General features: G+C 36.8%; 22 protein-coding genes. 6 read left to right on the plus strand and 16 right to left on the minus strand.

The window, feature by feature from the left end:
• Positions 1-16: 16 nt before the first annotated feature.
• Entirely contained in the window at positions 17-538 is a 522-nt protein-coding gene (locus AB3H93_RS09595; RefSeq protein ID WP_053766578.1) for an HdeD family acid-resistance protein, read from the minus strand.
• Positions 539-946: 408 nt separating this feature from the next.
• Between AB3H93_RS09595 and AB3H93_RS09600 the strand changes: the two genes are divergently transcribed.
• Entirely contained in the window at positions 947-2,569 is a 1,623-nt protein-coding gene (locus AB3H93_RS09600) for an ABC-F family ATP-binding cassette domain-containing protein (protein WP_010720489.1), read from the plus strand.
• A gap of 317 nt (positions 2,570-2,886) precedes the next feature.
• Here the strand turns inward: AB3H93_RS09600 and AB3H93_RS09605 are convergent, their stop codons facing one another.
• The 4 genes from AB3H93_RS09605 to dnaB all read right to left on the minus strand — a co-directional run bounded on the left by AB3H93_RS09605 (position 2,887) and on the right by dnaB (position 7,528).
• A complete protein-coding gene (locus tag AB3H93_RS09605) occupies positions 2,887-2,973 on the minus strand; it encodes a putative holin-like toxin (protein WP_223603319.1) in 87 nt (28 codons plus the stop codon).
• Between the two features lie 257 nt (positions 2,974-3,230).
• Entirely contained in the window at positions 3,231-4,094 is an 864-nt protein-coding gene (locus AB3H93_RS09610) for a DegV family protein (RefSeq protein WP_010736781.1), read from the minus strand.
• Positions 4,095-4,430: 336 nt separating this feature from the next.
• Positions 4,431-5,723, minus strand: coding sequence for an adenylosuccinate synthase (locus AB3H93_RS09615; protein WP_010720491.1), 1,293 nt, complete (start codon positions 5,721-5,723; stop codon positions 4,431-4,433).
• Between the two features lie 437 nt (positions 5,724-6,160).
• A complete protein-coding gene (dnaB, locus tag AB3H93_RS09620) occupies positions 6,161-7,528 on the minus strand; it encodes a replicative DNA helicase (protein WP_010720492.1) in 1,368 nt (455 codons plus the stop codon).
• 466 nt (positions 7,529-7,994) lie between these two features.
• Between dnaB and AB3H93_RS09625 the strand changes: the two genes are divergently transcribed.
• Positions 7,995-8,657, plus strand: a complete 663-nt coding sequence (locus tag AB3H93_RS09625) for a glycine zipper family protein (RefSeq protein WP_226062565.1) — start codon at positions 7,995-7,997, stop codon at positions 8,655-8,657.
• Between the two features lie 393 nt (positions 8,658-9,050).
• Here the strand turns inward: AB3H93_RS09625 and rplI are convergent, their stop codons facing one another.
• Both rplI and AB3H93_RS09635 read right to left on the minus strand, forming a co-directional pair.
• Positions 9,051-9,503, minus strand: a complete 453-nt coding sequence (rplI, locus tag AB3H93_RS09630; protein WP_010720494.1) for a 50S ribosomal protein L9 — start codon at positions 9,501-9,503, stop codon at positions 9,051-9,053.
• A 5-nt stretch (positions 9,504-9,508) separates the two neighbouring features.
• Positions 9,509-11,482 carry a DHH family phosphoesterase gene (locus AB3H93_RS09635; RefSeq protein WP_161638012.1) on the minus strand — a complete coding sequence of 658 codons (1,974 nt, stop codon included), beginning with the start codon at positions 11,480-11,482 and terminating at the stop codon, positions 9,509-9,511.
• Between the two features lie 238 nt (positions 11,483-11,720).
• Between AB3H93_RS09635 and AB3H93_RS09640 the strand changes: the two genes are divergently transcribed.
• Entirely contained in the window at positions 11,721-12,128 is a 408-nt protein-coding gene (locus tag AB3H93_RS09640; RefSeq protein ID WP_053766570.1) for a hypothetical protein, read from the plus strand.
• 148 nt (positions 12,129-12,276) lie between these two features.
• On the opposite strand, the gene rpsR is transcribed toward AB3H93_RS09640, so the two are convergent.
• The 9 genes from rpsR to dnaA all read right to left on the minus strand — a co-directional run bounded on the left by rpsR (position 12,277) and on the right by dnaA (position 22,483).
• On the minus strand, positions 12,277-12,513 hold the full coding sequence (gene rpsR / locus AB3H93_RS09645; protein WP_002288370.1) for a 30S ribosomal protein S18: 237 nt from the start codon (positions 12,511-12,513) through the stop codon (positions 12,277-12,279).
• A gap of 25 nt (positions 12,514-12,538) precedes the next feature.
• A complete protein-coding gene (gene ssb, locus AB3H93_RS09650; protein WP_010720497.1) occupies positions 12,539-13,051 on the minus strand; it encodes a single-stranded DNA-binding protein in 513 nt (170 codons plus the stop codon).
• A gap of 51 nt (positions 13,052-13,102) precedes the next feature.
• A complete protein-coding gene (rpsF, locus tag AB3H93_RS09655) occupies positions 13,103-13,402 on the minus strand; it encodes a 30S ribosomal protein S6 (RefSeq protein ID WP_010720498.1) in 300 nt (99 codons plus the stop codon).
• A 399-nt stretch (positions 13,403-13,801) separates the two neighbouring features.
• Positions 13,802-16,300 (minus strand): DNA gyrase subunit A, encoded by a 2,499-nt coding sequence (gene gyrA / locus AB3H93_RS09660; protein WP_010720499.1) that lies wholly within the window; start codon positions 16,298-16,300, stop codon positions 13,802-13,804.
• A gap of 19 nt (positions 16,301-16,319) precedes the next feature.
• Positions 16,320-18,266: a DNA topoisomerase (ATP-hydrolyzing) subunit B gene (gyrB, locus tag AB3H93_RS09665; RefSeq protein WP_010736776.1), complete on the minus strand. Its 1,947-nt coding sequence runs from the start codon at positions 18,264-18,266 to the stop codon at positions 16,320-16,322.
• On the minus strand, positions 18,267-19,388 hold the full coding sequence (gene recF / locus AB3H93_RS09670) for a DNA replication/repair protein RecF (RefSeq protein WP_368020490.1): 1,122 nt from the start codon (positions 19,386-19,388) through the stop codon (positions 18,267-18,269).
• Positions 19,375-19,617, minus strand: a complete 243-nt coding sequence (yaaA, locus tag AB3H93_RS09675; RefSeq protein ID WP_010720502.1) for a S4 domain-containing protein YaaA — start codon at positions 19,615-19,617, stop codon at positions 19,375-19,377. The genes recF and yaaA overlap by 14 nt, the downstream gene beginning before the upstream one ends.
• A gap of 211 nt (positions 19,618-19,828) precedes the next feature.
• The gene (gene dnaN, locus AB3H93_RS09680) at positions 19,829-20,959 is read right to left on the minus strand and encodes a DNA polymerase III subunit beta (RefSeq protein ID WP_368020491.1); all 1,131 of its coding nucleotides are present in this window, start codon (positions 20,957-20,959) and stop codon (positions 19,829-19,831) included.
• A gap of 189 nt (positions 20,960-21,148) precedes the next feature.
• Positions 21,149-22,483, minus strand: coding sequence for a chromosomal replication initiator protein DnaA (gene dnaA, locus AB3H93_RS09685; protein WP_010720504.1), 1,335 nt, complete (start codon positions 22,481-22,483; stop codon positions 21,149-21,151).
• A gap of 531 nt (positions 22,484-23,014) precedes the next feature.
• On the opposite strand from dnaA, the gene rpmH reads away from it, so the two are divergent.
• From rpmH to AB3H93_RS09700, 3 genes are all read left to right on the plus strand, one after another.
• A complete protein-coding gene (rpmH, locus tag AB3H93_RS09690; protein WP_002293121.1) occupies positions 23,015-23,149 on the plus strand; it encodes a 50S ribosomal protein L34 in 135 nt (44 codons plus the stop codon).
• Between the two features lie 117 nt (positions 23,150-23,266).
• On the plus strand, positions 23,267-23,623 hold the full coding sequence (gene rnpA / locus AB3H93_RS09695) for a ribonuclease P protein component (protein ID WP_010720505.1): 357 nt from the start codon (positions 23,267-23,269) through the stop codon (positions 23,621-23,623).
• The gene (locus AB3H93_RS09700) at positions 23,620-24,441 is read left to right on the plus strand and encodes a YidC/Oxa1 family membrane protein insertase (protein WP_010720506.1); all 822 of its coding nucleotides are present in this window, start codon (positions 23,620-23,622) and stop codon (positions 24,439-24,441) included. Before rnpA ends, AB3H93_RS09700 begins: the two co-directional genes overlap by 4 nt.
• The last annotated feature ends 6 nt before the right edge of the window (positions 24,442-24,447 follow it).

Consider the following 24,447-nt stretch of genomic DNA (forward strand, 5'->3'; position numbering starts at 1 on the left):
ATATACTTTACTTTGTTTATCTGAACGCATATACGATATGGTTGATCCCAAAGATCATAAAATAAAAACCGACAAGAAAACTTAAAGTCAAAGCGGAGGAAATAGGATTAAACAATAGTATACATCCTAATACCACACCCAAAATATTGATGATTACTGTAAACCAATAGTAGCCTGTGCTATAACCTTTCGCTAAATCAGCTGTAAATAAAGCTAAGATAGAGTCGGCAATAAACCAAATGGCAAAAACAAACGGTAAAGCAACTACTCCTGCACCAATATTGAACAAGAAGAAAATCCCGACTAAAATATCAATGATACCAATAACCAACGGCATTTTCCCTTTATATCCTGTCAATTCTTTCATGCGATTTCGTACAAATAATTCAAAAATTCCTTTTAAAAAGGCAAAAATAGCAAAAACAACGACAATCGCCACTAAATTACCAACAGGATCTTGAAAAGAGATTAATGAAACAAGGACAAATAAAATCCCTAAAATTAGTGATCCCCAGTCTAGTGTTTTTCTTTCATTCATTTTCATTCCAACTTTCATTTTAATCTATTATTATACTAACGCTCTCTTTAAATAACGTCAAAACATATGCTGGTGATGAAAAGCAAAAGTAATTTCTTTTCTGATCAGCTTTTGCTGCTATTATTTTTAGTAAAAGCTACTACTTCTTATAATTTGCGTATATTCATTACCAACTTATTCTTCTACTAAATAAACGAGCATTTTGCCTTTCTATCTTAGATACCTTCGAACCTCATCATTGCTTCATAAGTACAAATTTTTTTTCTCTTTCATAATTTTTTAGTATTTTTTATTCCCATGTTCCACGTGAAACACAAAGAATAATTGATTACCTTGAAACTTTCTCTTTTCCCCTATATAATTCTAGGAGGCTCGTTAAATATTATAAAGATAAAGTGAGGAAAAAAATTGATTACTGTAAATGATGTAAGTTTGCACTTTTCAGACCGCAAACTATTTGATGATGTTAATATTAAATTTACTCCAGGAAATTGCTATGGCTTAATAGGTGCAAATGGTGCAGGTAAATCAACGTTCCTTAAAGTATTATCAGGAGACTTACAACCTTCTACGGGGACCGTTTCCATGGGACCAGATGAGCGAATGGCTGTATTGAAACAAAACCATTATGACTATGAAGAATATACAGTTTTAGAAACAGTTATTATGGGACATAAACGTTTATACGAAGTTATGAAAGAAAAAGACGCTATCTATATGAAGGAAGATTTCACTGATGAAGATGGTATCCGAGCAGCTGAATTAGAAGGCGAGTTTGCTGAATTAAATGGTTGGGAAGCTGAACCTGAAGCTGCTGTTTTACTACAAGGACTGAATATTCCAGAAGAATTGCACCATCAATTGATGAGTGAACTTACTGGTGGTCAAAAAGTCAAAGTACTTTTAGCTCAAACATTGTTTGGTAAACCGGATGTGTTACTCCTTGATGAGCCTACGAATGGATTAGATATCCAATCCATCAACTGGTTAGAAGAATTTTTAATTGAATTTGAAAATACGGTTATCGTTGTTTCTCATGACCGTCATTTCTTAAATAAAGTATGTACCCATATGGCAGATTTAGATTTTGGAAAAATCAAATTATACGTTGGTAACTATGATTTTTGGTTAGAATCAAGTCAACTTGCTGCAAAATTACAAGCAAATGCCAATGCCAAAAAAGAGGAACAAATCAAAGAACTACAAGAATTTATTGCTCGTTTTAGTGCGAATGCTTCAAAATCTAAACAGGCAACTTCTCGTAAGAAAATGTTAGAAAAAATTACTCTTGACGATATTCAACCTTCCTCACGTCGTTATCCATTCGTTGGATTTAAACCAGAACGTGAAATCGGTAATGATCTTTTACAGGTCGAAAATGTGAGTGTAACGATCGACGGTAAGAAAATATTAAATGATATATCATTTAATTTAAGCAAAGAAGATAAAGTTGCGTTTGTTGCTGAAAATGATATTACAACTACAACTTTGTTTAAAGTAATCATGGGTGAGATCACTCCTGATACTGGAACTGTAAGATGGGGCGTAACAACGAGCAATTCTTATCTACCAAAAGATACAACGAAAGAATTTGATAATGAATTGACGATCTTAGATTGGTTACGTCAATACGCAAGTAAAGAAGAAGACGATAATACGTTTTTACGAAGCTTTTTAGGACGCATGCTGTTTTCTGGAGAAGAAGTATTAAAACCTGTCAATGTCCTTTCTGGTGGTGAAAAAGTTCGTTGCATGCTTTCTAAAATGATGCTTTCTAAAGCAAATGTCTTAGTTTTAGACGATCCTACGAATCATTTAGATCTAGAGTCGATTACAGCACTAAACGATGGCTTGATGGCCTTTACTGGCTCTATCCTTTTTGCTTCACATGACCATCAATTTATCCAAACATTGGCTAATCGTATCATTGCCGTTTCTGATAAAGGTGTTATCGATCGAGCAGATACAACCTATGATGAATTTTTAGAAAATAAAGATATCCAAAAACAATTGGATGAGCTTTGGAAATAAGACAACATCATTGTAGACTTAAGAAAATAGCCTATCGGGGGCATCTCATCAGTCGGTGAGATGTCCTTTTCTTCTACGATAAACACTGTCTTTCACAACTACCAAGACACCTTCGATCCATTTACTTTCTATATTCATCATTTTCTCTTATTTCGCTTAATCAACCGCTTTATTTTTTCTGATGTGTAAGCTATAATAGAAAATGAAAAAAGGATTGCGCAAACAATCCCTTCATCAGTAACTCGTGCCGTTAAAAAGACGGTAGCCTTTTTAGAATGGTGACCATCTAAAACTTCTGCTAAAAGTGATTTAGATGGTTATTTTTTTTGGTCTTTTTTGTCAATTAACAACAACACAAATGTCGCAAATGCGAGCATGAGTTGTATTGCTTCATATACTGACAACTTTATTCCTTTCCAGGGACAAAGCTCTTAACCATAAGCATCACCCCTTGTTCAATAGATTAGCTACCATCTTTTACACTCCACGAATTACTGGCTTTATTATAGTAAATTTAGGAAGTACTTACTATCGACAAAAAAAAATTAACTTAAAATAAATTTGTTATTTTATGCAATAAAAGAAGAACCACTCGAAGAATATTCTTTTTCTTCTGAATGGTTCTTTTTTGGGGCATTTCTTCTACAATGACTACAATTTTTTATCGAGTGATTCCCATTGAGAATATCGCAATACATCCATATCCTGTATGGCTTGCGATGGTAGGCCCAAGCGGATATAACTTGACTTCTTTCATCTTAATATTCTCTTCAAGTAATTGTTTTGTTTTTTCAGCACTTTCTAAATCGCCTGCATAAGCAATATAAACAGTTTGTTCTAATGGGGCGACAATGGTTTTGACAGTTTCCTCAACAATTTTTTGTATCGATTTATTTCGTCCTCGTACTTTGCTGATATTCGTCAAACGTCCTTCCTGATCGACTGTGATAATTGGCTTCACGTTTAGAATACTACCTAGTGTAGCACTAGTTTTAGAGATACGTCCCCCACGTTCAAGGTGTTTGAGATCATCAACGGTTACCCAAGAATGTACTTTTAAGTAATTGTTTTCTAACCATTCTAAGTTCTCTTCTAATGTTTTCCCCTCGTTTTTCAATCGAACAGCTTCCAATACTAATAACCCTTCCCCAACGCTTGCGGCTTTTGTATCAAAGACCTTTACTTGTGGATCTGGATATTCTTCTTTTAATAATTCTACTGCTTGTAACGCACTACTATAGGATCCACTTAAAGCACTGGAAAAAGCAACATAAAGGATAGGAATATTTTGTTCAACATAAGGACGGAAAAATTCTAAGTATTGACCCACATTGATTTGTGAGGTCGTTGGGGTAGCCCCATTTCTTAATTGTTCCATATAATGATCATAATTAAACGTTTTTCCCAGATCATCTACTAATTCTTCTTCATCTAACTGGATCTTCATTGATAAATAATCAACCTTGGCTGCTTGTAGCACTTGATAAGGCAGATCACAACATGAATCGGTTACGATTTGATACACACACTTCAACTCCTTCAACTTTTCATTTTACCCTTAACTCCTATTATAGCAAATCTCTTGCATGGAAAATAACGTTAACTATGTTTGTAAAAAGGAAAACCATTGTCTTCGTAAAATTTTAATGGATGATTAAAAAGAAGAACAACGCTCACCGCTAAACCAACTTTGATTACTTATTGAAAAAAAACGCCAAAATCTACAAAAATGTTAAAAACAAATTTCGCAGTTTCGACGTTTTCTTTCTTTACCGCATGAGCATTCTTACCTATACTTCTGCTATTTCGTTCATTCTTAAGGAACAAGAATGTCCTGTCTCAACGAACTTAGCTGAATGGCTTAAATTTGTGCCCAGACGCTTTCTAAGATATTTGTTTGTGTTCTATCAGGTCCAACAGAAAATGTTGAAATACGCACACCTACGAGTTCAGAAATACGTCTGACATAGTTACGTGCATTTTCTGGTAATTCAGCAAGTGTTTTGCATGCTGTAATATCTTCAGACCAACCTGGAAGTTCTTCATAAACAGGTTTACAACGTTTCAATTCTTTCAAACTTGCTGGATAATGATAAATCAATTCTCCATCGAGCTCATAAGCTGTACAAATTTTTACTGTATCAAGTCCACTTAAGACATCAATTGAATTAAGGGATAGATTAGTAATTCCTGAAACACGTTTTGAGTGACGCATCACTACTGAATCAAACCATCCCACACGTCGTGGACGACCTGTAGTCGTTCCGTATTCGCGACCAACTTCACGAATTTGTTGTCCCGTCTCATCAAACAATTCAGTTGGGAATGGACCATCTCCTACACGAGAAGTATAAGCTTTACATACACCAACAACTTTATTGATTTTAGATGGACCTACGCCACTACCGATCGTTACGCCACCTGCGACTGGGTTTGAAGAAGTAACAAATGGATAGGTTCCTTGGTCGATATCCAGCATAACCCCTTGTGCGCCTTCAAATAATACTCGTTTTCCTGCATCTAGGGCATCATTTAAAATGACAGATGTATCAGTAACATACTGTTTGATTTGTTGACCATATTCATAATATTCTTCAAATATCGAGTCAAAATCAATTGGCTCAGAATCAAACATTTTTACAAATTGACGGTTTTTATCTTCTAAGTTTAAACGTAAGCGTTCTTCAAAAATTTCTTTGTCTAGTAAGTCAGCGATGCGGATCCCTACACGAGCTGCTTTGTCCATGTATGCTGGTCCGATCCCTTTGATTGTTGTACCGATTTTATTTTCACCTTTTGCATCTTCTTGCAATTGATCCAATTTGATGTGATAAGGCAAAATAACATGTGCTCGGTCAGAAATACGTAAGTTATCAGTAGTTACACCTTTTTCATGTAAATAAGCTAACTCTTTGACTAATGATTTAGGATTGACTACCACACCATTCCCGATCACACTGATTTTATCTTTATAAAAAATCCCCGAAGGAATCAAATGCAGTTTATAAGTAACACCGTTGAATTTGATCGTGTGTCCTGCATTATCGCCACCTTGGTACCGTGCGATCACTTCAGCATTTTCACTAAGAAAGTCAGTAATTTTTCCTTTCCCTTCGTCGCCCCATTGTGTACCTACCACTACTACAGATGACATTTGAACACCTCGTTTTATTTTATTTAATCCTGAATTATTGTAACAATAACTCATTACTTATTCAACTAAAATCGAATGATTCTTTTATTTATTTTATAAAAACGCTTGAAAAACGAACGATGATAAATTTTAAATAGAAACTAGTGTAAACCAAACTATTCAGAGAAGAAAGTTCCTTTAGTACAAAGCAAATAAGATAGTTTTTTAGGGTTTATTACTCGTTGCCACTGACAGAATCGTAATCTAAACACCTTTGCTTATTAGAAATAATGATTACTAGGGTAGACTGCTTCCTAATTTACTATACTATTATTTCCCAAATGTGATTCTGCTGCGTTTTCTTTTGATAAAGAACAGTTGGAATGATCGATAGCTAAAAAAGCACCTCCAAATTAACGAGATAATTTGGAGGTGCTTTTTTATAGTCAATATTATAATCAATATTCTTCTCTCGGGGATAACGACGAAAATTTGTTGTATTCTTTGATAAACAGTAATTCTACTGTACCACGGGCACCACTACGGTTTTTTTCGATGATGACTTCAATGACATTGTCGTTTTTTGGTTCGTTATCCTCATTGTCTTCGCCACCTTCTCTTTCATAGTAATCATCTCGATATAAGAAGGCTACGATATCAGCATCTTGCTCAATGGAACCCGATTCACGGATATCACTTAATACAGGACGTTTATCTTGACGTTGTTCTACTCCACGGGAAAGCTGGGACAACGCAATAACTGGTACTTTTAATTCTTTGGCTAGCTTTTTTAATTGACGTGAAATATCAGATACTTCTTGTTGACGATTTTCTCTCCCGTTTCCTTCAATCAATTGCAAGTAGTCAATCAAGATCAATCCAAGATTTCCTTTTTCCTGCGCTAATTTTCGGCATTTGGCACGAATCTCAGAAATTTTTATTCCTGGAGTATCATCAATAAAGATATTTGCCCGTGACAAACTCCCCATTGCAACGATCAAATTAGACCACTCTTCTTCAGAAAGTTGACCGGTACGCAAATGGCTTGCTTCGATCGATCCTTCCGCACAAAGCATCCGATTGACAAGCGATTCAGCCCCCATTTCCAAACTAAAAATAGCAACTGAACGATCGGTTTTTGTCCCGACATTTTGAGCTATATTTAATGCGAAAGCTGTTTTCCCTACCGCAGGCCGAGCTGCTAGGATAATCAATTCCTCAGGTTGAAAACCTGCTGTCATTTTATCAAGTCCTTGATATCCAGTCGGTAATCCTGTGATTTCTTCATTATTTTGGGCCAGTTGGTCAATATTTTCAATGGTTGAGTTCAAGACTTCTGCAATAGATAGAAAGCCACTGCGGTTTCTTTTTTCTGATACTTCTAAAATACTGCGCTCGGCATCATCCAGAATCGACTGGACTTCTTCCCCTTGTTCAAACCCTTTTGTCACGATCCCAGTAGCTGTTTGGATCAGTGTGCGCAGCAATGATTTTTCTTCAACGATTTTCGCATAGTAGACGATATTTGCTGCAGTAGGTACTGCTAACGCTAAATCTGAAAGGTAGCTTAACCCACCAGCATCTTCTAATAAGTTCGCTTGCTCCAACCGATCTTTTACAGTCACTACATCTATTGCTTCATTACGGTCATTTAATTCGATCATTGTTTCAAAAATGATTTGATGTCCCCGACGATAAAAGTCTTTCGGTTCTATGTACTCCATGGCATCAATGATCGTTTCAGCATCTAAAAAAACCGATCCTAAAACCGCTTGTTCAGCTTCAATATTTTGCGGTGGAATTCGATCCTGCCACACTTCATTCATACATATCGCTCCTTGTCTTCAATTGCTTTATTTTACAAGAAAATCGTAAAAAAGTCACTTTAAAAAAGTGAGTGTAATGGTTGCTTATCTTTCGAAATCAATAAAAGAGACAGTCAATACCAAGAATAAGTACAAAAAATACATATGTAGATTCATCAAAATCTTAAACTAGCAAAAACTTTGAGAACGAAGATCCCTTGATAAAATGAAACAACTATAAAAAGTATATCAGTCAAGTGATCCTTTACGCTAGTACCAAACTAGCTATATGTTCAATAGGTTTTGTCATAATCGAAAAAAAAAAAAAGGAAACTTTTTTATTTTTTCCTATTTTTTCATTTTTGACAAAAAATAGATCACTTATGATTATTTAATACTATATACTATTGATTGTGCTAGAACTCATTACAGAAAACGTTTTCTAGTCCGCACAAAAAATTTTAGGAGGAAATGTGTTACGAAAAAAATGAAACTCGTTGCTATTTTATTGTCTTGTCTGTCTTTATTTGGATCTGTAGTACCAGGAGTAACACAAATCGTTGATGCAGCTGAGAAAACCGCTAGTGTACCAGCTGAAAACCATTTTCAACTAGATAAAGTCACGATTGTCGAATCCAATGAATTATACAAAAATTTTGTGCAAGAAGTGAATCGTCCAGAGATCAAACAACAGTTAATGAATCAGCCAGACTCAGCAGAAACAAAAGCTTTGATCCAGTCTCTTATCTTAAAATATGATGGCGCTGAAGTCCACTATGCTTATGGTGACAATACGTTCGCACGAGGACTTTACGATACTACCGGGTGGTCAGAAAAATTTGTGAATGGTGGTATCAACGATTATGCCACTAGTAAGACAGGATTAGCTAATTTAAGAGACTATTTAGGTTTTTGTTCTGTTGGTTTAGCAGTAAATGGTGCGGGTTATGGTGCTGTAATTGGTGGTGTGATTGGAGCTGTAGTTGGGACAATTATTGGTGCTGCAGTATTAGCCAAACGTTGCGATCAAGGTCAAAGTGATGTAAAAACAATGATTAGTAAAAATAGATCAAATGGAGGAGTGCGGATGACTTTAACAGCAGAATTTCCGATTTGCAGTTTAACGTCACAAACGCAGTGTAGTATATGAGACTGGGAACTTTATTAATTTATTCAACAATCCTTGTGATGATATTACTATTTTTGAAATATCGCAAGAAAAAATAATCTAAGCTTAAAGAGTCTAGGGCATGAACAAAAAAATCTGGTTAATGTCCCACTTTTTTGATCTAGGGTATTAAAAAGCACATAATCTTGTAAGAATAAAGTAGCTAAAATCAATCGAAAAGAAAGTATGCTTTCTATACCATCCTATCAAATATCTTTACCATTAAATGAAGAAAATCAGCCGGATTTTGACATGATTCATCAAAATCCGGCTGATTTTCTTTTTGAAAAGAACTCTCAATCTCTGCGATCATTTCTCAACAAGTCCTATTACAGAACCTGAAGAGACTGCTAACAGAAATGATTCGTGAGGTAGCTATTCTGCTACCACATGCACTTTGATCGTTGCAGTCACTTCATGATGCAATTTGACTGGTACGTTCGTGTAACCTAACGTACGGATTGGATTATTCAATTCGATTTTTCGTTTATCTAGTTTTACTTTGTATTGCTTGTTCAATCCTTCAGCAATTTGTTTTGAAGGGATTGAACCGAATAAACGTCCATCTTCACCCGCTTTGGCTTTCAGTTCGACAACCGTTTCTTCTTTTTCTAAAAATCCTTTTAGTTCTTTTGCTTCTTCTAAAATTTCAGCTTCTTGTTTTTCTTGTGCCTTTTTTTGTCCAGCTAATTGGCTAATACTACTTTTATTTGCTTCTTTTGCCAGATTATTTTTTAATAGGAAATTTTGTGCGTAACCATTCGGTACTTCTTTAACGTCACCTTTTTTTCCTTTACCTTTTACATCTTGTAAGAAAATGACTTTCATATCCATTACTCCTTATCATATAATTGATTCCTATTTTCTTTGATTGCAGCAAGTAAACGCTGTTTGGTTTCTTCTACTGTGACACCTTCCAATTGGGTCGCTGCATTGGTGAAATGACCGCCGCCGCCAAGAGACTCCATGATCACTTGAACATTGATCGTGCCCGAACTACGAGCACTGATCCCGACTAGCCCGTCCGTTCGTTTCGTGATGACAAAAGCCCCATTGATATTGATCATTGATAAGAGGGTGTCTGCCGTTTTCGCAGCGATCACACTATTATATTCCTTTTCATCTGTCCCAGCTGCTACGACAATATCTGAAGTTACATATTCGCTCTGTGCAATCAAATGGCTGATTTCCAAATAGGTTGCTAAATCTGAACTCAATAAATATTGTACTAGGGAAGCATCCGCACTACAAGACCTTAAATAACTTGCTACATCAAAAGTTCGTGCTGTTGTGCGTACATTAAAACTGTTCGTATCAACAGTCATGCCTGCCAATAACAACGTCGCTTCAAAACGATCTAAGCGATTCGTGCGATTGCTTTGATACTGAATTAGTTCTGTCACTAACTCTGAAGCAGAAGAAGCAGAAGATTCGATATACGTCAACAGCGGCTTACTTGGGAACTCCTCCCCACGTCGATGATGATCAATAATAACGATCTTATCAAATTGCTCATATAGGCTCTGAGAGATCGATAGCGAGGGTTTGTGGTAATCTACCATAACTAGCAGGTCTTCTTCTTTTTTAAGCTCCATCGCTTTTTTGGGCGAAATCAGCTGTGCTTCTAGTTCAGGGTGTTTATGAATTTCCTCTAAACATCGTTCTACGTCTGGAATAATCTCGTTTTCATCAAGTACGATATACGCTTTTTTTTGATTGAAACGAGCTAAGCAACTTACCCCAAATGCTGAACCAATGGCATCCATATCGGGGAATTTATGCCCCATGATAAATACATCACCAGTTTCAGTAAAAATCTTACGAAGCGCAGTACTCATTGCTCGTGACCGCACACGGGTTCGTTTGACTGACTTAGCTGATTTTCCTCCATAGTAAACAGGTTTTGCTCCCTCACGTAGTTCTTTCACGACAACTTGGTCGCCACCTCGAACTAGAGCAATGTCCAAATTATTTTGGGCTTCTCCCCCAATTTCATCTAACGAATCTTGCCCGTAAGCAATCCCCATACTTAGAGTAATTGGCAAATTTTGTCGCTCTGCTTCTGCACGTAAACGATCCAACAGATCAAATTTTTTGTCCATCATTTTTTTCAAATCAATCATTTGTGCGACAAAGAAAAAGCGTTCTGCAGTGATCCGCTTAAAAAAGACATGGTATTCATTCATCCAATCAGACACCATTGTAGTCACAAACGAATTGAGATAAGAAATTTCTTTGTCATCTAACTTATCGATAGCATCTGCATAATTATCAATTGATAAGATACCAATCACTGGTTGGCTGTTGGTTTGATGGAGCTTCAACAATTGATTTTGAGTGATATCGTTGAAATAAACGACCCCTTTTACTGTATCCATTTCAAATTGAAAGGTTCGATCTGCTAAATATACTTGTTTTTTCTTTTTCTCTTTTGCCGTAAAGAAAGCATCTAATAGTTCGTCCTCTGTTAAGCTGCTTTGATCTTTGATTTTTAAGGCGAGTGGGTTCAACCATTCAATTTTTTGGCTTGTTGGTTGGTACGCAATCACACCTACTGGCATCACTTCGGAGACATAAGCAAGATTGTTCTCAGCCACCGTTGAGGCTTGTTGGATTTTTTCACGATTTTTTATCATTAGCCATCGTTTTAATTTCAACCAATAACGTAAGCCAAAAAGGTTCATCAAAAGCACAACCAAAGCGCTAACAAAACGAAATGGCATAAATAATACAACCAGTACTTCAAGCAATAAAAATAAAAAAATGAAGAGAGGTCTAGGGGTTAAGTTTTCTTTTTCTTTTTCCATCTTCTTCCTCCCATAGTTGATTAGTTTAATTTTACCATAACTTCCCGTATTCAAGCGACTAAACAAATGCTTGATTATTTAACTGAAAATACTTTTCACTGTATTAAAAAAAATGGTAGAATAACTTGTTTTCAACTTTGAAATGACAGTTATCATCTAACCTCAAACCGAAATAAAGCAAATTATTACTACTTTGAATGTTCAAATGAGCAATTTATAAAAGACAAAGGAGCATTATATGAATAAAATGAACAAATTAAGCTTCCATCATATCGGTAAACCAATCGATCTGGAAGAAATCAAAGATCATCCAGAAACAAAGTATAGTCCTTTATTCGATATGTACTCACTGGATGTGAAAAATTCTTTATCTATGCCAATCGAACTCCATGCCTTTGGTCCCGATTGTCGTCTTGATCCAATCATTCAAAAAGAAGCTCATGTTGCTTTTACAGTCGATAACATTGAACTAGCATTGAAAGGACAAGAAATCATCATGCCTCTTTATCAACCTTTCGCAGACTACCGTTGTGCGATGATCTTAGTCAATCAGCAACCGATCGAGTTGATTGAGACCAGCTTGTCGGAAAGTCAGATTTGGGGAGATGGAATTTTTAAAGATAGTATTCTTTATCCCGAATCCTAAACGAAAATTGTGGGTGCTTTTCTCTATGATTCTTCTAAGTATAGATGACACTATCTTTTTTGGATAATAAAACATCTAAACAATCATTCTCAAAAAGTAAAAAACGAGGGAACGGTAGTAAAACCATTTCCTCGTTTCATTATTTCAATTAATCTTCACTTACGAAAGGTAGTAAGCCCATGATACGTGCGCGTTTGATAGCAACAGTAATTTTACGTTGGTTTTTAGCGCCTGTACCTGTTACACGACGTGGCAAGATTTTTCCACGTTCTGAGATAAATCTTTTTAGTAATTCAATATCTTTATAATCGATATATTCAATATGGTTAGCAGCAATATAGTCTACTTTACGACGTTTACGTCCGCCTCTTCTTTGTTGTGCCATTCTATTTCCCTCCTATCAAATTCGTTTAGAATGGTAAATCATCGTCTGAAATGTCGATCGTTGAACTTGAACCAAATGGATCAGAATTGTCACGATCAAAATCAGGCATACCGTTGGATGATTGAGATGTTTGATTATAGTTATTACTTCCGCCAAAATCATTTGTCGATTGACCAGAGCTTTGGTAACCGCCAGTTTGTTGACGATTTTCAGATGCAGCACGACTTTCCAATAATTGGAAGTTTTCAGCAACTACTTCTGTTACGTATACACGTTGTCCTTGCTGATTATCATAAGAACGAGTTTGGATACGTCCAGTAACTCCTAAAAGAGTCCCCTTACGAGCATAGTTTGCTAATGTCTCTGCTGATTTACGCCAAATCACACAATTAATAAAGTCAGCCTCACGATTGCCGTTTTGGCTAGTAAAATTACGATTAACAGCTAAAGTAAACGTTGCTACTGCAGTGCCACTTGATGTATATCGTAAATCCGGATCTTTAGTTAGACGTCCAACTAGTACAACATTATTAATCAAAAGATTCATCTCCTCTCATCGTTGTTCTATTGTTCCACATGAAACAATAAATTATGCTTCTTCTTTCACGATCATGTGACGAATGATATCGTCGTTGATTTTAGCAAGACGGTCAAATTCATTGACAGCAGTTGCTGATGATGGAGAAGACACTTTAACGATGTGATAGATACCTTCACGGTAACCGTTCATTTCATACGCTAAACGGCGTTTTTCCCAATCTTTAGATTCGATAACTTCAGCTCCGTTATCTTTCAAGATTGCATCGAAACGTTCGATTAAAGCAGTTTTTGCTTCTTCATCAATGTTTGGACGAATAATGTACATGATTTCATATTTCGTATTTTCCATTGATTTTCACCTCCCTATGGACTTTCGGCTCTTAGATTCCCAAGAGCAAGGAGAGTTTTCTAATAAATTAGACTACTCACAATCTTTAATTATACACGTATAGAGTGAAAAAAGCAATAAGCTGAAGGGAAAATAGTGTAGAAAGAAGTTTTTAATAAAATGTTTTACTACATGACTGCCGAAAGTTCTCTTTTTGAATCTCTTGAAAAACACGATCTCCTACAATAACAAAGTATAAAAACTACAAGAGCTATTCGTAGGTGGATTCTTTTTTATGTTGCAAAAGAATCCATAAACATAAAACAATAATAAGCCACAACCTCCGATAATCATTGTGTATCGGAGGTTGTGGCTTATTTTTACAAGCTTCCCATCGCTGAGACAAGCCCTGTTTTTTGACTATTCTTCTGTTTTATCTATTGTGGTATCTTCCACGGTCTCTGTTGGTGTCTCAGTTTCTTCTGTGCTTTCTGGCTCGACGGCCGCCATTGTCACAACCTTCGTATCAGCTTCCATTTTGATCAAACGTACGCCTAGTGTAGCACGTCCAGTTTGAGAAACAGTTGAGACATTGAAACGAATAATAACGCCTTTATCTGTGATCAGCATGATATCTTCTGTTCCAACAATCGTGGCTAGTCCAGCTAATGGACCATTTTTTTCAGTGATATTGGCTGTTTTGATCCCTTTACCGCCGCGACCTTTCACTGGATACTCTTTCACTTTCGTTCGTTTACCATAGCCTTTTTCAGTAATGATCAAGACTTCATGATTTTCATTCATCAAGGCAGCACCAATCACATAATCGTCTTCTCTTAAACGAATACCTCGAACTCCTGACGCTGTCCGTCCCATGTCCCGAACAGCTCCTTCCGCAAACGTTACCGAATAACCATCATGTGTACCAATGATAATGTTTGATTGACCATCTGTTAACAACACGTTGACTAATTCATCGTCTTCTTTTAAGCCAATCGCAATCAATCCATTACTGCGGATATTCGCAAAAGCAGTTACGGTGGTCCGTTTCACCGTTCCTTGACGAGTAGTGAAGAAGAGGTAATGTCCTTCTTGAGCTTCACCGGTGACTGCAATAATTGCTTGAATTTTTTCACTTGAATCGATCCCTAACAAGTTAATGATCGGGATTCCTTTCGCAGTTCGACCATATTCTGGAATTTCATATCCTTTGGCACGATAGACTTTCCCGTTATTGGTAAAGAACAGCAAGGTGTCATGTGTCGAACAAGAGACAAGGTTTTTGACGAAGTCATCGTTATGCACGCCCATTCCTTGTACACCACGTCCACCACGACGTTGTGCTCTAAATTCATTGTTCGCTAAACGTTTGATATACCCATTGTTCGTGAGTGTAATAACGATTTCTTCTTCTTCGATCAAGTCTTCATCTTCAAGACTTAAAACTTCACCCACTAGTAATTCTGTACGACGTTTGTCACCAAAACGTTGGTTTAATTCTGCTAACTCTGTTTTGATGATTTCGGTCACACGTTCTGGACGAGCAAGAATATCCGTTAAATCTTCGATCAATCGTAATAATTCTTGGTATTCATTTTCGATTTTCTCACGTTCTAAACCAGTTAGACGACGTAAACGCATATCTAAGATCGCTTGCGCTTGTCGATCAGATAATTCAAAACGATCAATCATCGTTGTTTTTGCTTCATCGTCAGATTTAGACCCACGGATAATTGCAATGATTTCATCAATATGGTCCAATGCGATCCGTAAACCTTCTAAAATGTGAGCTCGTGCTTCTGCCTTTTCTTTTTCAAAAATCGTTCGGCGAGTGATCACTTCACGCTGATGCTCTACATAGTTTTCAAGTATTTGTTTAAGACTCAGTACTTTAGGAACGCCTTTTTCAATGGCCAGCATATTGAAACCAAATGAATTTTGTAATGAAGTCAACTTATACAGGTTATTTAAAATAACCGAAGCACTTGCATCACGGCGGATATCGATAACGATCCGCATTCCTTCACGGGAAGACTCATCACGCAAATCCGTAATTCCTTCAATCCGTTTATCGCGGTGTAATTCAGAGATTCGTTCGATCAATTTTGCTTTATTGACCATATAAGGAAGTTCCGTTACGATAATTCGTTCTTTGCCATTAGGCATCTCCGTGATTTCTACTTTTGCTCGAACAGTTATTGAGCCTTTCCCCGTTTCGTAAGCACGGCGAATACCTGATTTACCCATCACGAGACCACCGGTTGGAAAATCGGGACCAGGTAAAACTTCCATCAATTCATTGGTTGTTACTTCTGGATTTTCCATCAATAGATCGATCGCTGCTACTACCTCAGATAAATTATGAGGGGGGATATTCGTCGCCATACCAACTGCGATCCCTGTTGTTCCGTTAACTAGCAGATTAGGAAAGCGTGCTGGAAGTACGACTGGTTCCCTTTCTGTATCGTCATAGTTACTTTGGAAATCTACAGTATTTTTATTGATATCCCGTAGCATCTCCGTGGCAATTTTACTCATACGTGCTTCAGTGTACCGCATCGCAGCTGCTCCATCACCATCGACAGAACCAAAGTTACCATGTCCATCCACTAGCATGTACCGATAACTAAATGGTTGTGCCATCCGTACCATGGATTCATAAATAGCACTGTCTCCATGGGGGTGATACTTACCCATAACATCCCCAACGATTCTGGCAGATTTTTTATGGGCTTTATCTGGGGTCACACCCAATTCGTTCATCCCGTATAAAATACGGCGATGAACAGGTTTTAACCCATCTCGAACATCCGGTAGTGCACGAGCAACAATAACACTCATCGCATAATCGATGAAGGAGTCTTTCATTTCGCTAGTTAGATTGACATCATGGATGTTCTCTCTGATTTCTTCACTCATCTTTTTTCCTCCTTCATGACTAAATATCTAAGTTTTTCACATAATGGGCATTTTCTTCAATGAATGCACGACGAGGTTCCACTCGATCACCCATTAACATTTCAAAAATTTGATCAGCTGCGATAGCATCATCCACACTAACACGAGCCATCATACGATTGCTAGGGTCCATCGTTGTTTCCCATAGTTGATGGTCATCCATTTCACCTAACCCTTTGTATCGTTGAACACTTGGTTTTGGTGTAGCTGGTAGAGAAGCAACTACTTGTTTCAAATCTTCTTCAGCGTTTTTACCGGGTTGTACATACGTGATTTTTTTCCCTTGTTTTACCCCGTATAGCGGCGGTTGTGCAATATAAACATATCCCGCTTCAACAATTGGGCGCATATAACGATAAAACAAGGTTAAGAGCAATGTTCGAATATGGGCACCATCGACATCGGCATCCGTCATAATCACTAATTTGTGGTAACGAGCTTTGGAAACATCGAAGTCTTCACCGAATCCTGTTCCCATAGCGGTAAATAAAGAGCGGATTTCTTCATTGGCTAGAATTTTATCCATACTTGCTTTTTCAACATTTAAGATTTTCCCACGAATCGGTAAAATTGCTTGAAATTCACGATTTCGCCCTTGTTTTGCTGAACCGCCAGCAGAATCTCCTTCGACGATGAACAATTCGCATTTTTCTGGATCATTACTTGAGCAATCCGCCAGTTTACCAGGCAAATTACTGATTTCTAATGCGCCTTTTCTTCTGGTTACTTCACGGGCACGTTTCGCTGCTAGACGTGCTTTAGAAGCCAACAATCCTTTTTCAATGATTTGTCGTCCAACACTTGGATTTTCTAACAAGAATTTCATGAAATGCTCGCTAAACAGACGATCTGTTACTGTCCGAACTTCAGAATTACCTAATTTTGTTTTGGTTTGCCCTTCAAATTGTGGATCTGGGTGTTTGATCGAAATTACTGCGGTCAGTCCTTCCCGCACATCTTCACCAGTTAAGTTATCATCATTTTCTTTCATCAATTTTTGTTTACGTGCATAGTCATTGATCACACGTGTCAACGCTGTCTTGAAGCCAGATTCATGCGTACCACCTTCATAAGTATGGATATTATTTGCAAAACTCATGATGTTGGAGTGGTAACCATCGGTATATTGCATGGAAACTTCTACCGTGATGTCTTGTTGTTCTCCTTCTAAATAAACTGGCTCTGGAAAAATGACCGTTTTATTTGCATTCAAATATTCCACATAGCTCTTGATCCCACCGTCATAATGGTACTCTTTTACTACTGGAGATTCTTCTCTCTTATCTTCAATCGAGATCTTCATTCCCCGGTTCAAGAATGCTAATTCGCGGATACGGGTCGCTAGCTTATTAAAATCAAAAACTGTTGTTTCCGTAAAGATTTCTGGATCTGGTATAAAATGAACAGTTGTCCCGTTTCGATCGGTTTGTTCAATAATCTTCAGATCATCGACAACAGCACCACGACGATATTCCTGATAGTACACATTTCCATCTTTGTAGACTTTTACATCAAGCTGAGTGGAGAGCGCATTTACAACCGAAGAACCTACCCCGTGAAGACCACCAGATACTTTATAACCGCCTCCGCCGAATTTCCCACCAGCATGGAGTACCGTAAACACCGTTTCTACCGCTGGACGACCAGTTTTGGCTTGGATATCAACGGGGATACCTCGGCCATCATCGATGACAGTAATACTGTTATCTTTTTCAATTATTACTTGGATTTTCGTCGCAAATCCTGCTAGGACTTCATCGATAGAGTTATCAACGATTTCCCATACTAAGTGATGTAATCCTTCCGAACTTGTGGAGCCGATATACATACCAGGACGTTTTCGAACGGCTTCAAGTCCTTCAAGAACTTGGATCTGACTGGCATCATATTCTTTTGCACGTTCTACTAAACTTTTTTCATCTGTCATTTAGCCTTCTTCTCCTTTTATTTCCCCTTGCTGAACATAAAAAATCTCTGGTTCAACAGTCATTTTGTTTTTTACATGATCAAGTGTCGTTGTTGTTAAGAAAGTCTGTACCTTTCCTTCAATCGTTTCTAGTAAATGTAGTTGGCGATTATCATCTAGCTCACTCATTACATCATCAAGTAAAAGAATTGGATACTCCCCAGTTTCTTCTTTGATCAAATCAATTTCAGCCAACTTAACACTTAAAGCAGTGGTCCGCTGCTGTCCTTGAGAACCATACGTTTGCACGTTTTTTTGATTGACGAAAAAAGAAAGATCATCACGATGTGGTCCAATTGTCGTTGTTCCGCGAAACATATCTTTCTTTTTGTTTTGATTCAACAATTCTAAAAATTGTGTTTGGATCTCTTCTTGTGTTTGTGTACTTAAAGAAGAAAACGAGGTGACATATTCAATCTCTAATTGCTCTTTTTGATGGGTGATTTGTTGGTGCAATGTATTTGCCCAAAATTCCAGTCGTCGAACAAACTGTGCACGTGCTTTCAATACTTTACTTCCAAATTCAGCTAACTGTTCAGATAAAATATCTAAATAAAGTAAATCTGTTTGTTTTTTTTCATTCAGTTGTTTCAAATATTGATTTCTTTGTTTTAGGATACCTTGATATTGAACCAAATCGTAAAGATAGATCGGATTGATCTGTCCTAACTCCATATCAAGAAATTTTCGCCTGATCTGCGGACTACCCTTTACTAATGAAAGGTCTTCAGGTGCAAATAAAATGACATTTAATTGACCAACATAGCTACTTAATTTTTTTTGTTCGATATGATTGATCTTTGTTTTGCGTCCCTTTTTTGAAAGAAGGATCTCCAAAGGAATCTTAGAGATTCCTTTTGTCACTTCGCCCTGGATCAGTGCTTGCTCGCCTTGCCATCCGATCAATTCTTGCTCACTGCTGGTACGGTGACTTCTCGTCATAGCCAAAACATAAATACTTTCCAAAAGATTCGTCTTACCTTGGGCATTTTCTCCTAAAAAAATGACAAGGTTTTTAGTAAACGTAATCTTTAATTCCTGATAGTTTCGATAATTTTTTAGATACAGCTTATTCAGCCTCATTATCGTTTATTCCTTTTTTTACCATAAAAAAAGTTCCCACTTCTGGAACTTCAACCATCATGCCGGGATAAAGTTTTCGTCCACGACGATTCTCTGGTTCGCCGTCTACCAAGACAGTGTTTTCAGCTAAATACCATTTTGCTTGTCCACCACTGCTAATTACTGTGACTTCTTTTAGCATTTGACCCAACGTCATAAACTCTGTTTTTAGAATGACTTGTTGTTTCAATGTTCATCCCTCATTTTCATTAATAAATGTATACTCTATTATACCTTTTTTTAGGCAATAAAACAAATTTATCCATATATTTTTCCATATAAGACGATTTAAGCGAAAAAAGGTGTTTTAAACAAAAATAAACAAAAAGCCTTAAAAGTGATTTTATGGCTTTTTGTTTATTTTTTGTTTTTTTCATTACTTTTTCAAAATGATATATAGATTAGTTCGTACGTACTGGTGTGATTAACTGGATAAATTGAACACCATCTTCTGTTGGTTCTAATGTAAACGGACGAATAGAAGAAATAAATTTCACTTTGATACTCATATCACCAAACGCACGTAACGCAGCTTTCATGTAATCAGGGTTAAAGGAAATATCCAAAGGATCCCCACTACTTGCCACATAATTCAGACTTTCTTCTACTTTTCCGATTTCAGGTGAGTTTCCATATAGAATCACCGCATCTGATTGGATGGATAAACGAACGATATTATTACGTCCTTCATGAGAAAGTAATGAGGCACGTTCAATCGCTGCAAGGAAACTTGGAACAGAAAATTCTACTTCTGTGTTGAAGCTTGAAGGAATCAACCGATTCGTATCGGGGTAGTTTCCTTCCAACAGACGGGAATAAAAATACATGTTTTCTGTTTTAAAGAGTACTTGGTTTTCCATGATACTGATCTCAACGATTTCTTCTTCATTTGTCAATGAACGAGATAATTCAGTCAGACTTTTACCAGGAATCACGATATCAAAATGATCAGCTGCTTGTTCAACTGGAATCACTCGTTGGCTTAGACGGTGGGAATCAGTTGCGACAGCCAAAAGAGAATTTCCTTTTAAAATAAAATGGACCCCTGTTAGAATTGGACGACTTTCATGTTGTGAGACAGCGAATACTGTTTCATTGATCAATTTCGTTAAGACATGTACCGGTAATTTCATTTGATTATGGCTTTCAACGACAGGTAAATGAGGGTAATTATCTGCATCTAACCCATTTACTAAGAAGTTGGCTTTTCCTGAAGTAATGGCTACTTGTTTATTCTCTAAGACTTCAAGAGTAAAGGTGTCTTCTGGTAAGCGACGGATAATTTCACTAAAGAAACGAGCTTGTAACACAATTGCTCCAGTTGATTCAATTTGCATTTGGGCTTTTTCATTTTCAACAGATAAAAAAGTTTCAATAGAAATATCTGCATTACTCCCAGTTAGCGTTAATCCTTCTTGAGTCAAAGTAATTTTGACTCCAGTCAAGATTGGAATAGTGGTTTTACTTGAAATAGCACGTTGAACAGTTTGCAATTCTTGCATAAAACTTGCTCGATTTAAAGTTACTTTCATGTTGTGTCTCCTTTAAGCGTTTATTTATTATTAGTTAATATATAAATAATAAAAGTATTAGGTACTGTTGATTCTGTGGAAAACTAAAAAAATGCAAGAAATAAAAGAAAAAACAGCTGTGGAAAATCTGTGCATAACTTTTAGGCTTTTTTTGATTTTATCCACAAGGCGTTTTTTCGTGTTTCAAAGTTAATTTAATAAGAAATTTTTGATTTCGGATACTTCATTTTGCATGCTGACACTTGATTCCATTAATTGCTGGATTTTTTCGTGAGCATGAATCACTGTTGTATGGTCTTTCCCACCAAATTCAGCACCAATTTTTGGTAAAGAACTATCCGTTAGCTCTCTTGCTAAGTACATAGCGATTTGTCTCGGTACAACGATTGATTTGACACGTTTTTTTCCTTTTAGGTCTTTTAACTGAATATGATAATATTTCGCGACTTCTTCTTGGATCTGTAAGATAGATAATTGCGGATGACCTTTACCAGATTTTAGTGTTTTCAGTGCATCTGCAGCTAAACTAGTTGAGATATCTTCACTATTCATCGCAGCAAATGCTTGAACGCGAACGAGTGCTCCTTCTAATTCACGGATGTTTGAATCAATTTGTCCGGCAATGTAACTCAAGGTATCATCGGGTATTTCCAAACGTTCGGCTGCTGCTTTTTTACGTAAAATCGCAGTTCTCGTTTCTAAATCGGGTGGTGTGATATCAACTGACAATCCCCACGCAAAACGTGAAACCAAACGTTCTTGTAATTTTGGAATCTCATTTGGTAAACGATCACTCGTCAATACAATTTGTTTTCCTTCATTGTAGAGTGCATTGAAAGTATGGAAAAATTCTTCCTGTGTTGCTTCTTTTTCAGCAAAGAATTGAATATCATCGACCAACAAAAGATCGACGTTTCGGTATTCTTGGCGAAATTCCTCTGCAGTTTTATTTTGGATCGAGTTAATAAAGTCATTGGCAAATGTTTCACTACTAACGTATTTGACCTTTGCATCAGGCTCGCTTAACAACATTTGATGTCCGATAGCATGCATCAAATGGGTTTTACCAAGGCCGACACCACCATAAAAGAACAAAGGATTATAAATGGAACCAGGGTCTTCTGCAACGACTAAAGCTGCCGCATGAGCCATTTGGTTTCCTTTACCGATAACGAAGGTATCAAATGTATATTTTGGGTTCAACATCGCCTTCTTTATTGGATTTGCAACAGGTATTTTAGGACTTTTGATTTCTTCGACGACTTCTTGCTCCACCTCTTCACCAGTTACAAACCTTGGAATGATCTCTTTTCCAGTTAGCATGTAACCAACTTCAACAATTTTGGTTGTTAGATTCTTTTCCCAATATTCTTTATGAATTTTACTTGGTACTTCGACGACTAATTGACTCTGATCCAATGAACGTGGATGAGCGGTTTCGATCCAAGTATTATAGCTCGCAGGTGAGAGATCCTTTTGATAAGTTGTTTTTAATTCGTTCCATAAAGCATCGAGGGATACCATATAAGGCTTCCTCCTTCATTAAAAAGTGAATAACTAGTACTAATTTATCATTTTTTCATATAGTTTTCCACAGAAAGAGCAGAAAAAATTTTTTATTTGAGATTATCCACAAAATTAAGAGAGAAAAAAACAAAAAAATCACAACGAGGAAAAATACTTATCCACATCACTAATCAACAGGTGGATAAGTGTGTTTTAAAGACAGAAATCCCAGGTAGGTTGTGGATAAAAAATCTTTGTTTATCAAGGAGTTAAGCATTCAATTCACAGATAAATGACTGTTTGTGGATTACTTTTTTTACAGGTGTTTATTCTGTGTAAAAAACCCTAAAAAATAATTGTGGATAAATCTTGTGTATAACTTTTTCCACAAACGAATCACACGAAAAAAAACTAAACTGTGGAAAAATAGAATGCATTAATCCAGAAGTTTCCTTGCATTTTATATTGACAAATTACCTTGATTGTCGTTATACTATCAAAGTATGTCTGTGTTTTAACAGTAGATAAGAAATTTTGGAGGTGGAATACATGAAAAGAACATACCAACCAAATAAACGTAAACGTCAAAAAGTTCACGGATTCCGTAAACGTATGAGTACTAAAAATGGCCGTCGTGTTTTAGCAAGCCGTCGCCGTAAAGGAAGAAAAGTTCTTTCAGCTTAAGCCACTGGGGTTTCAGTGGTTTTTTTTATGCCCTTTTTTAGGGAAAAGCTGAAAGAATAAAGAGAAATATGTTATGATTATGGACGTAAGTGAAAGATAGAAAAGGAAAGAAAACGAATGAGAAAAGCGTATCGAGTCAAAAAAGAACGAGAGTTTCAAAACGTATTCCATACAGGAACGTCATTTGCTAATCGTAAATTTGTCGTTTACCGCTTAGAAAAAAAAGACCAGCCACATTTTCGTGTCGGGCTTTCAGTAGGTAAAAAAGTGGGCAATGCAGTATGTCGCAATGAGGTAAAACGTAAGATTCGGGCGGCGGTCTATTCTGTAAAAGAACAGATCGATCCGGAATTGGATTTTATCGTGATTGCAAGACCAAGTGTCAAGGGACTAACTTACGATGAGATTCGTTCCAATCTAGTCCATGTCTTAAAACTTGCAAAAATAATCGATAGAGAGGAAAAGAGTAAGTGAAGAAATACAAACGTTTACTTTTGATGGCAGGCATTATCAGTCTAGTCGTTGTCTTATCCGGTTGTGGAACTGGAGAAGTAAGTGCACAAAGCACAGGAATTTGGGATCGCTACATCGTTTATTATTTTGCAGAAGCGATCAAGGCATTGTCATTTGGCAATGCAGGGATTGGGATTATTTTATTCACTTTGATCATTCGTGTGATCTTGATGCCGTTGATGCATTTTCAAACCAAGAGTATGCGAAAAACCCAAGAACTTCAACCAAAATTAAAAGCACTACAACAAGAATATAGTTCAAAAGATCCTGAGACACAAAGTAAGTTACGTGAAGCGCAACAACGTTTATATGCGGAAAATAATGTGAACCCATATGCTGGTTGTTTACCGTTGTTAGTACAGATGCCGATTTTGATGGCGTTATGGCAATCGATTTCACGTGTGCCTGAATTAAAACAAGGAAACTTTTTATGGTTAAATCTAGGAACAGCAGATCCAACCTTTATTTTACCGATCCTTGCTGCGGTATTTACTTTTGCAAGTACGTATCTAAGTAGCATGAGTCAAATTGAATCAAATGCATCAATGAAGATCATGAATTTTGTGATGCCTGTGATGATCTTAGTTATGGGGGTCAACTTAGCAAGTGGTCTTTCATTATATTGGGTAATATCTAATGCTTTCCAAGTCGTTCAAACATTACTAATCAATAATCCATTTAAGATTAGAAAAGAGCGAGAAGAAGAAGCTCAACGTATTCGTGAAAAAGAACGTGCGTTGAAAAAAGCCATGAGTCCGAAGAAAAAACGTAAAAAATAAGGGAGG

This window comes from Enterococcus sp. C74 (assembly GCF_040887125.1).
In the GTDB taxonomy this organism is placed as follows: domain Bacteria; phylum Bacillota; class Bacilli; order Lactobacillales; family Enterococcaceae; genus Enterococcus_B; species Enterococcus_B hirae.